General features: G+C 71.8%; 14 protein-coding genes. 5 read left to right on the forward strand and 9 right to left on the reverse strand.

Annotation, left to right across the window (positions count from 1 at the left end):
- Positions 1 to 14 precede the first annotated feature (14 nt).
- The 4 genes from O7543_RS04880 to O7543_RS04895 all read right to left on the reverse strand — a co-directional run bounded on the left by O7543_RS04880 (position 15) and on the right by O7543_RS04895 (position 2,490).
- Positions 15 to 644, reverse strand: coding sequence for an MBL fold metallo-hydrolase (locus O7543_RS04880; protein ID WP_281554955.1), 630 nt, complete (start codon positions 642 to 644; stop codon positions 15 to 17).
- Entirely contained in the window at positions 644 to 1,729 is a 1,086-nt protein-coding gene (locus O7543_RS04885; RefSeq protein WP_281554954.1) for an S-(hydroxymethyl)mycothiol dehydrogenase, read from the reverse strand. The genes O7543_RS04880 and O7543_RS04885 overlap by 1 nt, the downstream gene beginning before the upstream one ends.
- A 108-nt stretch (positions 1,730 to 1,837) precedes the next feature.
- Complete coding sequence (locus tag O7543_RS04890; RefSeq protein ID WP_281555588.1) at positions 1,838 to 1,990, reverse strand: lipoyl domain-containing protein; 153 nt, start codon at positions 1,988 to 1,990, stop codon at positions 1,838 to 1,840.
- 2 nt (positions 1,991 to 1,992) lie between these two features.
- Entirely contained in the window at positions 1,993 to 2,490 is a 498-nt protein-coding gene (locus O7543_RS04895; protein WP_281554953.1) for a hypothetical protein, read from the reverse strand.
- On the opposite strand from O7543_RS04895, the gene O7543_RS04900 reads away from it, so the two are divergent.
- Both O7543_RS04900 and O7543_RS04905 read left to right on the forward strand, forming a co-directional pair.
- Positions 2,464 to 3,144 carry an acyl-CoA dehydrogenase family protein gene (locus O7543_RS04900; RefSeq protein WP_281554952.1) on the forward strand — a complete coding sequence of 227 codons (681 nt, stop codon included), beginning with the start codon at positions 2,464 to 2,466 and terminating at the stop codon, positions 3,142 to 3,144. The genes O7543_RS04895 and O7543_RS04900 overlap by 27 nt on opposite strands.
- Position 3,145: 1 nt before the next feature.
- On the forward strand, positions 3,146 to 3,901 hold the full coding sequence (locus O7543_RS04905; protein ID WP_281554951.1) for an enoyl-CoA hydratase: 756 nt from the start codon (positions 3,146 to 3,148) through the stop codon (positions 3,899 to 3,901).
- A 22-nt stretch (positions 3,902 to 3,923) separates the two neighbouring features.
- On the opposite strand, the gene O7543_RS04910 is transcribed toward O7543_RS04905, so the two are convergent.
- From O7543_RS04910 to O7543_RS04920, 3 genes are read right to left on the reverse strand one after another with little or no spacing between them, the layout of a single operon-like run.
- A complete protein-coding gene (locus tag O7543_RS04910; protein ID WP_281554950.1) occupies positions 3,924 to 5,114 on the reverse strand; it encodes an osmoprotectant NAGGN system M42 family peptidase in 1,191 nt (396 codons plus the stop codon).
- A gap of 22 nt (positions 5,115 to 5,136) precedes the next feature.
- Positions 5,137 to 6,942, reverse strand: coding sequence for an N-acetylglutaminylglutamine synthetase (ngg, locus tag O7543_RS04915; RefSeq protein ID WP_281567345.1), 1,806 nt, complete (start codon positions 6,940 to 6,942; stop codon positions 5,137 to 5,139).
- Positions 6,935 to 8,719: an N-acetylglutaminylglutamine amidotransferase gene (locus tag O7543_RS04920; protein ID WP_281554948.1), complete on the reverse strand. Its 1,785-nt coding sequence runs from the start codon at positions 8,717 to 8,719 to the stop codon at positions 6,935 to 6,937. The genes ngg and O7543_RS04920 overlap by 8 nt, the downstream gene beginning before the upstream one ends.
- A gap of 319 nt (positions 8,720 to 9,038) precedes the next feature.
- Between O7543_RS04920 and O7543_RS04925 the strand changes: the two genes are divergently transcribed.
- Entirely contained in the window at positions 9,039 to 9,590 is a 552-nt protein-coding gene (locus O7543_RS04925) for a hypothetical protein (protein ID WP_281554947.1), read from the forward strand.
- Positions 9,591 to 9,598: 8 nt separating this feature from the next.
- Here the strand turns inward: O7543_RS04925 and O7543_RS04930 are convergent, their stop codons facing one another.
- Both O7543_RS04930 and O7543_RS04935 read right to left on the reverse strand, forming a co-directional pair.
- Complete coding sequence (locus O7543_RS04930) at positions 9,599 to 9,949, reverse strand: STAS domain-containing protein (RefSeq protein WP_233605831.1); 351 nt, start codon at positions 9,947 to 9,949, stop codon at positions 9,599 to 9,601.
- A 248-nt stretch (positions 9,950 to 10,197) separates the two neighbouring features.
- A complete protein-coding gene (locus tag O7543_RS04935; protein ID WP_281554946.1) occupies positions 10,198 to 10,860 on the reverse strand; it encodes a DUF4142 domain-containing protein in 663 nt (220 codons plus the stop codon).
- A gap of 203 nt (positions 10,861 to 11,063) precedes the next feature.
- Between O7543_RS04935 and O7543_RS04940 the strand changes: the two genes are divergently transcribed.
- Both O7543_RS04940 and O7543_RS04945 read left to right on the forward strand, forming a co-directional pair.
- Complete coding sequence (locus O7543_RS04940; protein ID WP_281554945.1) at positions 11,064 to 11,267, forward strand: hypothetical protein; 204 nt, start codon at positions 11,064 to 11,066, stop codon at positions 11,265 to 11,267.
- A 25-nt stretch (positions 11,268 to 11,292) separates the two neighbouring features.
- Positions 11,293 to 11,805: an MSMEG_6728 family protein gene (locus O7543_RS04945; RefSeq protein WP_281554944.1), complete on the forward strand. Its 513-nt coding sequence runs from the start codon at positions 11,293 to 11,295 to the stop codon at positions 11,803 to 11,805.
- Positions 11,806 to 11,834: the final 29 nt, after the last annotated feature.

Here is an 11,834-nt window from a genome sequence, read left to right on the forward strand (position 1 = left end):
TCGCGAAATGCCGGTCAATGGCCGCGGGCGATCCACTCGTCGAGGTGCGGCCGTTCGGCGCCGATCGTGGTGCTGTCGCCGTGTCCGGTGTGCACGATCGTGTCGTCCGGCAGGGTGAACAGCCGGTCGCGGATGGACGCGATGATCGTGCCGAAGTCGCTGTAGGAGCGGCCGGTGGCTCCCGGGCCGCCAGCGAACAGCGTGTCGCCGGTGAACACCACGCCCAGCTCGGGCGCGGACAGGCAGCAGGCACCGGGGCTGTGCCCGGGGGTGTGCAGGACCCGCAGCGTGGTGCCGCCGACGGTGAGCTGCTGCCCGTCGGCCAGCGCGGCGTCCGGCGGCCGCCGCGGGTGGACCTGGTCCCAGAGCACCTGGTCGGCCGGGTGCAGTAGCACCGGCGCGCCGGTCTCGTCGGCCAGGCGCGCCGCGACCCGTATGTGGTCGTCGTGGGCGTGGGTGGCGACGATCGCCCGGACGGTACGCGCGCCGACGACGGCGCGGATCGCCTCGACCTCGTGCGGGGCGTCGATCACCACGCATTCGGTGCCGTCGCCGACCACCCAGACGTTGTTGTCGACATCGAAGGTCTGCCCGTCCAGGGAGAACGTCCCGGATGTGACGGTGTGGTCGATCCGGGTGGACATCAGAACACCACCACCGAGCGGAGCACGTCACCGTGGTGCATCTTGTCGAAGGCTTGCTCGACCTGGTCGAGCGGGATCTCCTCGGTGACGAAGGCGTCGAGGTCGAGGCGGCCCTGCCGGTTCAGTTCGGTCAGCATCGGGAAGTCGCGCGACGGCAGGCAGTCGCCGTACCAGCTGGATTTGAGCGCGCCGCCGCGACCGAACACGTCCAGCAGCGGCAGTTCGACGCGCATCTGCGGGGTCGGTACGCCGACCAGGACGACGGTGCCGGCCAGGTCCCGGGCGTAGAACGCCTGTTTCCAGGTTTCCGGGCGGCCGACCGCGTCGATGACGACGTCGGCGCCGAACCCGCCGGTGAGCTCCTGGATCCGTTCCACCACGTCGGTCTGCCGGGCGTCCACAGTGTGGGTGGCGCCGAAGCCGCGCGCCCAGTCCAGTTTCCGGGGGTCGGTGTCGACGGCGATGATGGTCGTCGCACCGGCCAGGGCGGCCCCGGCGATCGCGCCGTCGCCGACGCCGCCGCAACCGATGACCGCGACGGAGTCGCCGCGGCCGACGCCGCCGGTGTTGATCGCGGCTCCCAGCCCGGCCATCACTCCGCAGCCGAGCAGGCCGACGGCGGCCGGCCGGGCCGCCGGGTCCACCTTGGTGCACTGGCCGGCGTGTACCAGGGTCTTCTCGGCGAAGGCGCCGATGCCCAGCGCGGGGGAGAGCACGGTGCCGTCGGTCAGTGTCATCTTCCGGGTGGCGTTGTGGGTGGCGAAGCAGTACCAGGGTCGGCCCCGGACGCAGGCCCGGCAGGTGCCGCAGACGGCACGCCAGTTCAGCACCACGAAGTCGCCGGGGGCGACGTCGGTCACCCCGTCGCCGACCTGTTCGACGGTGCCGGCCGCCTCGTGGCCGAGCAGGAACGGGTAGTCGTCGCTGATGCCGCCGTCACGGTAGTGCAGGTCGGTGTGGCAGACACCGCAGGCCTGTACCCGCACCACCGCCTCGCCCGGGCCGGGGTCCGGTACGACGATCGTGGCGACCTCGACCGGCGTACCGGTGCTCCGGGAGATCACACCCCGGACGTGTTGGCTCATCGGAACCCTCCTGGAACATCGTCGTCACACAGGTCCGGTCCGAACCTACCGCCGGGCGGGCCGGCGGGGAACCGTCCCGCCGGCCGTATCCCCTGGTGGTGGTGACGTCTACCGCTGGTCGGCGGCCGATTCGACCTCCGCCTCCACCTCGACCAGGTCGGCGCCCTCCTCGACCCGGTCACCGTCGGCGGCGTACCACTGCATCACCTCGGCTTCGGACATGCCCATGCCGAACTGCGGCAGACGCACCTCGGTCTCCATGCTCACCTCTCTCCGAGCGTGCGGCGATCTCGCTGGCCGCGCTGCAGGTGCGGTTGGCCGGGTCGACGACGACGGCGCGGCCGGTCCTGGCCACCGACGCGACGATGGTCGGCCAGTCCATCGGGACCAGGGTGCGTGGGTCGACGACCTCGACGGAGATGCCGTCGGCGGCGAGCTGGTCGGCGGCATCGAGGGCCGCCGCCGATGCCGATCACGGCCACGTCGGAGCCGGCCCGGGGAATCGCCGTGACGCCGAACGGGACCAGGTGCTCGTCGTCGGCCGGTGCCGGCCCCCGGCCGCGGCGGGCCCACAGGTTGGCGTCCTCGAAGCACAGCACCGGGTTGTCGTCGCGGATGGCTGTCCTGAGCAGGCCCTTGAGGTCCGGTCCGTTGCTGGGCACGATGATCTTCAGCCCGGGGACGTTCATGCACATCGGGTAGGGGCGGTCGCCGTGGTGGGCGGCGGTGCCGCCGTGGTAGTAGAGCGCCTGCCGGTACACCACCGGCAGGCGGCGCGGCCGACGACGGCCGGCCGGCGGCCGGTGCTGGCCCGGGTCGACCCGGGCGCCGACGGGCTGCACGTCACCCCGGGTACCAACCTCGCCGGCGAACCCCGGGACTGGGTCGCCCTGCGGGGCTGCGTACCGCTACGGGTGGCGATGACCGCACCGCACGTCGCCGACGTGCGGTGCCGGGAGTCGCTGCTGCGGGCCGCCGCGCTGTTCGGCGCCGTCGAACGGACCTGTCAGTTGACGATCGAACACGTCCGGGTCTGCACCCAGTTCGGTCGGCCGCTGCTGGCCCAGCAGGCGGTGGCGCACGCGGTGGCGACCATGGCGGGGGAGCGGGAGCAGAGCCGGGTGGCGCTGCGCGGCGCCTTGGCCGCCTGGGGCGGCGACTACGCGGCGAGCCGGGTCGCCGCCGCCCGGGTGGTCCTCGGCCGGGCCGCCACCACGGTGGCCCGGCTGGCGCACCAACTGCACGGCGCGGTGGGCGTCACCCGGGAACACCCGCTGCACCGCTGCACCGGCCGGTTGCTCGCCTGGCGCGACGAGCCGGTCGCCACCCGCGTGGCGTCCCATATCCTGGGCATGGTGGTCGCCGACGGCGGCGACCTGTGGCGGTGGACCGTGACCGACCGGATCGGGAGTTGACATGCAGACCGTATCGTTGCGTACCGCCGACCATCCGGGCGTGCGGGTGCTGACCCTCGACGATACCGACCGGCGCAACGCGATCGGCGCCGTGATGAAGCGGGAGCTGGCCGAGGCGGTGTCGCGCGTCGCCGCTGACCGCGACGCCCGGGTCCTGGTCGTCACCGGCGCCGGCACCGCGTTCTGTTCGGGTGCCCACCTCGACGAGATCTTCGGCGGCCCGGTCCGGCCGGTCAGCCAGACCCGCCGCGACCTGGAGGACATCTACCGCAGCTTCCTCGCGGTGCGCGACCTGGACCTGGTGACCATCGCCGCAGTGCAGGGACCTGCGGTGGGTGCCGGCCTCAACCTGGCGATGTGCTGCGACCAGCGGATCGCCGGCCCCCGCGCCCGGTTCGGGGCGACGTTCACCCGGATCGGCCTGCACCCCGGCGGCGGCTGCACCTATTTCCTGGTCGACGCGCTCGGCCCGCAGCGGGCCATGCAGATCCTGCTGGACGGCGCGATGCTCGACGCCGCCCGGGCCCACGAGCTCGGCCTGGTGCTCGACGTGGTCGACGATCCGCTGGCCGCCGCGTTGGCCGCCGCGCACCGCTACGCCGACCTGGATCCGCATTTGGTACGCCACGTCAAGCAGAGCGTCCGGGTCGCCGCCTCGTCCGGCCTGGACGCCTCGGTGCAGTACGAGGCGTGGGCCCAGGCCGCGTCGGCCAGCGACCCGGCGGTGCTGGCCACCCTGCTTGGCGACCGGCGCTGAGGCCGCTCGCCGCCCGGGGGTGTCAGGCCACCCCGATCGGCCCTTCCCGGGGCCCCTCCTCCTGCGCCGGCTGCACCGCCAGCGACGGGAAGTCGGCCAGGTCACCGTCCGGTTCGGCGTCCCACTCCGGGAACACCAGCTCACTCTGCAGATAGAGGCAGAGCAGTTGGGTGAGGTGCCGCAGCCCCTCCAGGTGGGTGCGTTCGTGACCGTGGGTGGCGTCCACCCCGAAGCCGAGCAGCGCCACCCGGGCGTGCGCGCCGGCCTCGACCGCCGCCGCCACGTCCGACCGGTAGTAGTCGAACACGTCGCGGACCAGGTCCACGTCGTGATCGACGGCCAGGCCGGCCAGCTTGCGCGTCAGGTGGTAGTCGAACGGGCCGACACCGTCGCCCATCGCCAGGGTCGCGGCGTCCTCCCGGGACTGCTGGCCGGGGGCCACCACTGCGGCGTCGACCGAGACGATCTCGGCCACGTCCGGGTCGAGCCCGTGGCTGGCGCCGTGCCCGACCTCTTCGGTGCAGGTGATCAGCAGGTGGGCGGTGACCGGCGGCTGCTGGCCGGCGTCAACCATCGCCTTCACCGCGGTCAGCACCGCCGCCACCCCCGCCTTGTCATCCAGATGGCGGGACTTGACGTAGCCGCTGGGCGTGATCGTCGGTGCCGGCAGCATCGCCACGAAGTCGCCGACGTCGATGCCGAGCGCGCGGAGCCCGGCGATGTCGGTGACCGGTTCGTCGACCCGCACCTCGACCTGCTCCCAGCCGACACCCTGCAGGTCGACGCCGTCGTTGTAGCGGTGGCCGCTGGCCTTCAACGGCAGCACCTGGCCGGTGATCACCCGGTCCAGGCTGTCGGTGTATACCCGCACGTGGGCGCCTTCGGCGAACCGGGCGCTGTGGGTGCCGATCTGCTTGAGCTCCAGCCGGCCGTTCTCCTTCAACCGTTTGACCATGCCGCCGATCGTGTCGGTGTGCACCACGATCGCCCGGTCCGCGCCGGTGGTCCGCGGCCCGCACAGCGAGGCGCTGAGCGCGCCCCGCCGGGTGACCGTGAACGGGATGCCGAGAGCGGACAGCCGTTCCCCGACGTACTGCTGCACGTGGTCGGTGCGGCCGGACGGGCTGGGGATGTCCAGCAGCTCCAGCATCACCTGCTGCAGGTAGTCGAGGTCCAGTTTCAGGGGGGCGGGGAGGTTCGGGTCGGCCGGCATGCCAAGACCGTACCGCCGCCGATCACGGCGTTGCCGGCGCCCCGCCGGGTCCGGGCGGGCTCCACCGCCGCTGCTGCGCGCTGGTGCCGGGGAACAGCAGGTCGATGAAGCGTTCCGCGGTCGGCTGCGGCTCGTGGTTGGCCAGTCCGGGCCGTTCGTTGGCTTCGATGAAGACATGGTCGGGCTGATCAGGAGCGGTCACCAGCAGGTCCATCCCGGCCACCGGAATGGCCAGCGCCCGGGTGGCGGCCACGCACGCTGCGGCCAGCTCGGCGTGCAGCCGGTCGGTGACGTCGTGGATCGTCCCGCCGGTGTGCAGGTTCGCGGTCCGCCGCACGGTCAGCACCTCGCCGGTCGGCAGCACGTCGTCCATCGCGTGCCCGGCCTCGGTGACCACTTCACGGGTCAGGTCGTCCAGCGGGATCTTCGACTCGCCGCCGGTGGCCGCGGCCCGCCGCCGGCTGTGTCGCCGGATCAGCTCGGCCACCGTGTGTACGCCGTCGCCGGTCACCGCCGCCGGGCGGCGGACCGCAGCGGCCACCACCTCGTGGTCGATCACCAGGACCCGCAGGTCCTCCCCCTGGTGCCGCTGTTCGATCAGCACCTGCGGGCAGTGCCTGCGGGCCAGGTCGACGGCGGCCCGTAAGGCGGTCGGGTCGGTGACGCCGACGGTGATCCCGGTGCCCTGTTCGCCGCGGGCCGGTTTGACCACCACCTCACCGACCTTGGCGAGGAACGCCTCGTCGTCGGCGTCGCCGGTGGCGGTTCGGCCGTGCGGTACGGCCAACCCGGCGTCGAGCAGCACCCGCCGGGTCACCCGCTTGTCGTCGCACCGGCTCATCGCCACCGCCGAGGTCAGCTCGGACAGCGACTCGCGGGTGACGATGCTGCGGGCGCCGTTGGTCAGCCGCAGCTCGCCCCAGGACGCGTCGATGACCTCGACCCGGATGCCGCGGCGCATCGCCTCGTCGGCGACGATCCGGGCGTACGGGTTCAGCTCGTCGTAGCCGTCCGGCATGCTGGCCAGGAAAAGCCGTTCGTTGATCGGGTTCTTGCGTTTGACGCACAGCGTCGGTGTGCGTTCGAATCCGAGCCGTTCGTAGAGGCGGATCGCGCCGTCGTTCTCCGCCAGCACGGACAGGTCGACGTAGACCCGGCCGCGGTCGGCGAGCCGGCCGGCGAGCTCCAGCAGCAGCGCCTGGCCGGTGCCGGGTGGCGCGTGCAGCGGGTCAACGGTCAGGCACCATAGGCTGGAGCCGTTGTCCGGGTCGTCGAAGACCGCCACATGGTCGATGCCGGTGATGGTGCCGACGACCTGACCGGTGACGTTTTCGGCGACCAGGTGCACGAAGCGTTCGGTCGTGGCGTTGTCGACCAGAATGTCGACCGGGGCGGTGACCATCCCGTTGTGGGCGTATATCCGGTTGACCGCGTCGGCGTCGGAATCGTCGCGTAGCGGCCGGATCCGCAGCCCCGGCTCCGGTGGCTGTGGTTCGCGCACCTGGGTGAGGTCCAGCCGGAAGGTCAGCGACGGGTCGATGAACAGCTCGTCCGGCAGCCGCGACACCAGCACGTGCGGGTCGGGCAGGTAGATGCAGATGTCGCGGGACCCGGCGGCTTCCGAACGCAGCACGTCGGCGACGTCGGAGGGGTCGGCGAACGTCTGACCGAAGACCAGCCGGCCCCAGCCGCACTCCAGGATGACGTCGGCGCTGTCGGTGGGCTTGGCCGGCGGATCGCCCGGGACGACCGGGTCGCCTCCAGGGCCGATCCGTTCCCGCCGGGGGGCGGGGGAGTCGGGGCGGGGGGCGCTCGTGTCGTCAGTCAATGCCATGGTTCTGCAGCCACATCTCCAGCAGTCCGAGTTGCCACAACTTGTTGCCCCGCAGCGGGGTGAGTTCGGCGTTCGGGTCGCGCAGCAGCCCGTCGACGTACCCGTCGCGGAACAGCCCGCGTTGACGGGCCGGCGGCGCGTGCAGGGCGTCGCGGACCCGGTCGAGCAGCTTGCCCTCCAGGTGGGTCAGCCCGGGTACCGGGAAGTACCCCTTCGGCCGGTCGATCACCTCCCAGGGCAGCACCCGACGGCCGATCTCCTTGAGTACCCCCTTGCCGCCCTGGGCCAGCTTGAGCTCGGGCGGGCAGGTGGCGGCGAGCTCGACGAACTCGTGGTCGAGGAAGGGCACGCGGGCCTCCAGGCCGTGCGCCATGGTCATGTTGTCGACCCGCTTCACCGGATCGTCCACGAGCATCACCGTGGTGTCGATCCGCAACCCCGCGTCGACCGCGTCCTGCGCGCCGGCGCGGCCCAGGTGGGCGGCGGCGAACTCACGGGCGGGATCACCGACGGCGAGGTACTCCGGGTTCAGCACCTGGGCGAGACCGGCGGCGTCGCGGTCGAAAAAGGCCGTGGCGTAGGTGTCCAGCGCCTGGTCACGGCCGACGCGGGCCAGCGGCGGGTACCAGTGGTACCCGCCGAGGATCTCGTCGGCACCCTGGCCGGACTGCACCACCTTGAGGTGTTTGGCGACTTCCTGACTGAGTAGGTAGAACGCGACGCAGTCGTGACTGACCATGGGTTCGCTCATCGCCGCGACGGCGGCCTCCAGCGGCGGCACCAGGTCCCGGGCGGCCACCCGGATCTGATGATGGTCGGTGTCGAACCGCTGCGCCACCAGGTCGGAGTAGACGAACTCGTCGCCTTCCCGCCCACCGACTGCGTCGAAGCCGATCGAGAAGGTGGCCAGATCACGCTGACCCTGCTCGGCCAGCAGTGCCACGACCAGCGAGGAGTCGAGCCCACCGGAGAGCAGGACGCCGACCGGCACGTCGGCGACCATCCGGCGCTGCACCGCGGTGGTCAACGATTCGAGCAGAGCGTCCTGCCAGTCCTGCTCCGACCAGTCGGCGCGGCGGGGGTCCCGGCCGAACGGCGGATCCCAGTAGCGGCGCTCGTCCACCCGGCCGTCGGGCTGGTAGACCCGGACGGTGGCCGGTGGCAGCTTGCGGATGCCGTTGAGGATCGTCCGCGGCGCGGGGACAACACTGTGGAAGCTGAGGTAGTGGGCGAGTGCCACCGGATCGATGCCGGTGTCCACCCCGCCGCCGGCCAGCAGCGCCGGCAGGGTGCTGGCGAACCGGACCACGCCGGAGCGCTCGTCGACGTACAGCGGCTTGATGCCGAGCCGGTCGCGGGCCAGGACCAACCGGCCGCTGTCGCGCTCGGTGATCGCGACAGCGAACATGCCGACCAGATGGTCGACGAAGTCGACGCCCCACTCGGCGTAGGCTTTGACGACGACCTCGCTGTCGCCCGACGAGAAGAACCTGTGGCCCCGTGCCTGCAGTTGCTCGCGCAGCTCCCGGTAGTTGTAGATGCAGCCGTTGAAGACGCCGGTCAGGCCGGCGGCGGAGTCGACGATCGGCTGGTTGCTGGCCGCCGACAGGTCGATGATCTTCAGGCGCCGGTGTCCGAAGGCCACACTTCCGTGTGACCAGGAGCCTCCGTCGTCGGGCCCCCGGTCACTCATTGTAGCCGCCATCCGCTCCACCGCGCCGATGTCGGCGCGGGAACCGTCGCGGCGCAGCTCACCCGCAAGTCCGCACATGCGTACCCATCCTGCCAGACCGTTGCGGCATCGCCCAGTTGACGGCCGGATCCGGTGTCCCGACCAGTGCTCCTGAGTCGTCCGATCCCGCTCGGTGCCCCGTGCCGGGTCTCGCTACGCTGACCCGGCGACAGGGCAGTTGCGTGACTAATCAATCAAACAGTTGGTAGGTGCCGTCGTCGCCCCGGAGTTCGGCTCGACGTACGGTACGCGGTAACGTTTGGTCGGTTTTGGTGGCCGGACGGTGGATAGCTCCATCACCCGGCTGGCGTGGGCGCTCCGTCCGGGTTCGGGACGGATGCCGACCGGGGAGGGCTAGTTGCTGACCACGCTTGAGGGACACCACCTGCGGGCCTGCGTCCTCGGCCAGTCCTGGCTCATCCACCGGTTGGAGCGCCGGGGCGCCGGCCTGGACCCGATCGCCCTGTTCGGGGTGGTCGAGGGGGCCTTCGTGACGGTTGTCGACCAGTTGAGTCGTAGCGGGTTCCCGCTGACCGAGCTGCGCTGCTTCGCCGACACCGCGGTACGCCTGACCGCCGCCGGCCGCGAACCGGTCTCCGCCGATGAGGTGATCCGCATCGTCGGCTACCAGTTCGGCGAGCACGTCGACGTCGCCGACATCGAGGCCCGGCGTGCCGTGCCGGTGCGCCGTGCGGTGATCGGTACGGCGGTACGGCGGTTGCGGCTCACCCTGCACGATGTGGACAACCTCCTCCGTCGGGGGGAGAGCCTGGCCTCCCAGTGGGGTTTCGCCGCCACCACGTACCACCCGGGTCCGCTGACCGCCTGCTACCTGCGGGTCGTGGAGGCCCGGTGGGCCAGTCGGCAGTCGCGGCGCAGCCGGCACACCCAACTGGGCCGGGTGCTGTGACCGTACGGTCAGCGCCCCACCGGCAGGTCGGTCGGCGTCGCGTGGTCGGCGGGGAAGCCGAACAGTCCGAGTAGCCCGGTCGCCCACAGCTGCCGTCGGGTGAAGCTGCTGATGTTCTCCAGCTCGAGCCGGCTGCCGCTGACCCCGGCAGCCTGGTGACAGGCGACCAGGCTGCCGATCCCGGTCGAGTCGATGAAGCTGACGCACGTGAGGTCCAGCACGATCCGCTCGGGTGCGGACCGGGCGAGCAACGCGGTGACCGCGTCGCGGACCTCGCCGGCTGTGGCGAGGTCAAGTTCACCGTGCAAGGCGAGTCGTACCGTGGTGCCCTGGTAGCTCCTGGTGATGACGAAATCCACGTCGAACCTCCGGTCGGGTGGCGACGGACGCCGGGGAGGGAGGATGCTGAGGCATTCGCATGAGCCGATATCCGCTGATGCGCGCGGTGTGTGAGCCGTCACGTTACGGTATGTGCGGTCGATGTGCCAGCCCCGTTTCGGACTGTGCACCACCCCGGTCGACCACTGTGAGCGATCATCTCGTCCGGTTCCGCGCCGGTGCGGTCGGTCCGGGCCGACCGCACCGGCGCGGAAACGCGGCCCGCAGGTCAGCTCTGCGCCGGCAGCGGCGTCTGCGGGTCGACCGTCGGCGACGGCAGGGTCGGGCTGACCGTCGGCTCGGGCGTCGTCGTGCCCGGCGCGGTCGGGTCAACCGTGGGGCTCACCCCGGGACTCGGCGAGGTCGGCAGCCCGAGCTGTGCGGCGAGGCCCTGCAACGCCGCGTACAGGTCCTCAAGCACCGGTCCGGCCTCCTGCGCCAGGTTCACCACCCGCTCGTCGGAGCCCTGCGAGATCTCGGCGTTGTTCACCTCGATCGCCTTGGCGTAGCCCGCCAACTGGCTCTCCACGAACGCCGTGTCGAACTCGGCACCGGACAACCCGTTCAGCTGGGTGACCACGTCCTGCTGCTCCTGGGTGGGTGAGTCGGGCAGGGCGACGTCGACCTCACCGGCCACCCGGGCGACCTCCTCGTCCAGCCGGGTGTGGTCGGCCACCATGTCACCACCCAGGTCCTTCACCGCCTGGTCGGCATCCTGCTTGTCCTGCGCCAACTGCCCGATCTGCACAGCGGCCAGATTGACCTGGTGGATCGTACGCAGGTATTCGCTGTCCTGCTCGGACGGTGCTGTCGCGTGCGCGGTCGCCGGGATCAACGCGACGGCGGTCAGCCCGGCCAACAGCCCCAGCCGGGTCACTACGGTCCTTCTCATCGTGGTTCCTCCTCGCTCAGCGCTCGTCGGGGCACCGAGATACCCGGCACCCCGGACGCCATGCCCGCCGGCCGGGATGAGCGCCGCCGGCCGGCGGGCGGATGACCAGCCACCCTCGGTCGGGCTAGCCCGACCCCCCGCCGGCATGTCACCGCCGGTACCGGGTAGCCGGATGACGACCGACCAGATCACCGGGAGGGATCGTGACCAACATCCAGCAACCGGAAATGCGTCGCAGCGGGGACAACCCGCTGGTCCAGGAGAGCAAGGATCCCGACGGAGCCGACCGCCGACCCGGGCGTCGCGGCGGCGGCGACCGTCCCGTCCCGGCCGGCCAGGCCTCACCGTACGGTCCCCATCCGCCGGTCGCCGACGACGACAGCGAACCCGAAGACCGGCCGGACTGACCACCTCGGCCGGCCCACGGCACCCATGCAGACGTTCCTGCCGTACCCCGACTTCACGGCCAGCGCCGCCGCGCTCGACGCCCGACGCCTCGGCAAGCAGCGCGTCGAAGCGTTGCAGGTGCTACGCGGCCTGACCGTGCCCGGGTACGGCTGGCGTCACCACCCGGCGGTCCGGATGTGGCGCGGCCACCCCGAGGCGCTGGTCCGGTACGGCCTGACGGTCTGCGCCGAATGGACCCGGCCCGGCCGGGCCGACACCGTCGCCGACACCCTGCGCCGCGAATTCACCGCCGCGACCGGCCGCACCCTGATCCGCGACCAGGCCGAACTCGGCGCCGCCTGCGCACTACCGGCCTGGCTCGGCCGCGCCGACCTGCACCTGTCGCACCGCGCCGCACTGGTACACAAGGACCCCGACCACTACCGCCCCCGCTTCGGCGACCTCGCCCCCGTACCGTACGTGTGGCCATGCCCACCCGCGGTGCCGCCGCCGATCTCCCCCGCCCCACCCGGCGAAAAAGGTCCGTGGTCGGATTGAACCGTTCGGCCCCGTCCGCCGAACTCCTT

This window comes from Solwaraspora sp. WMMA2080, from assembly GCF_027497395.1.
In the GTDB taxonomy this organism is placed as follows: Bacteria; Actinomycetota; Actinomycetes; order Mycobacteriales; family Micromonosporaceae; genus Micromonospora_E.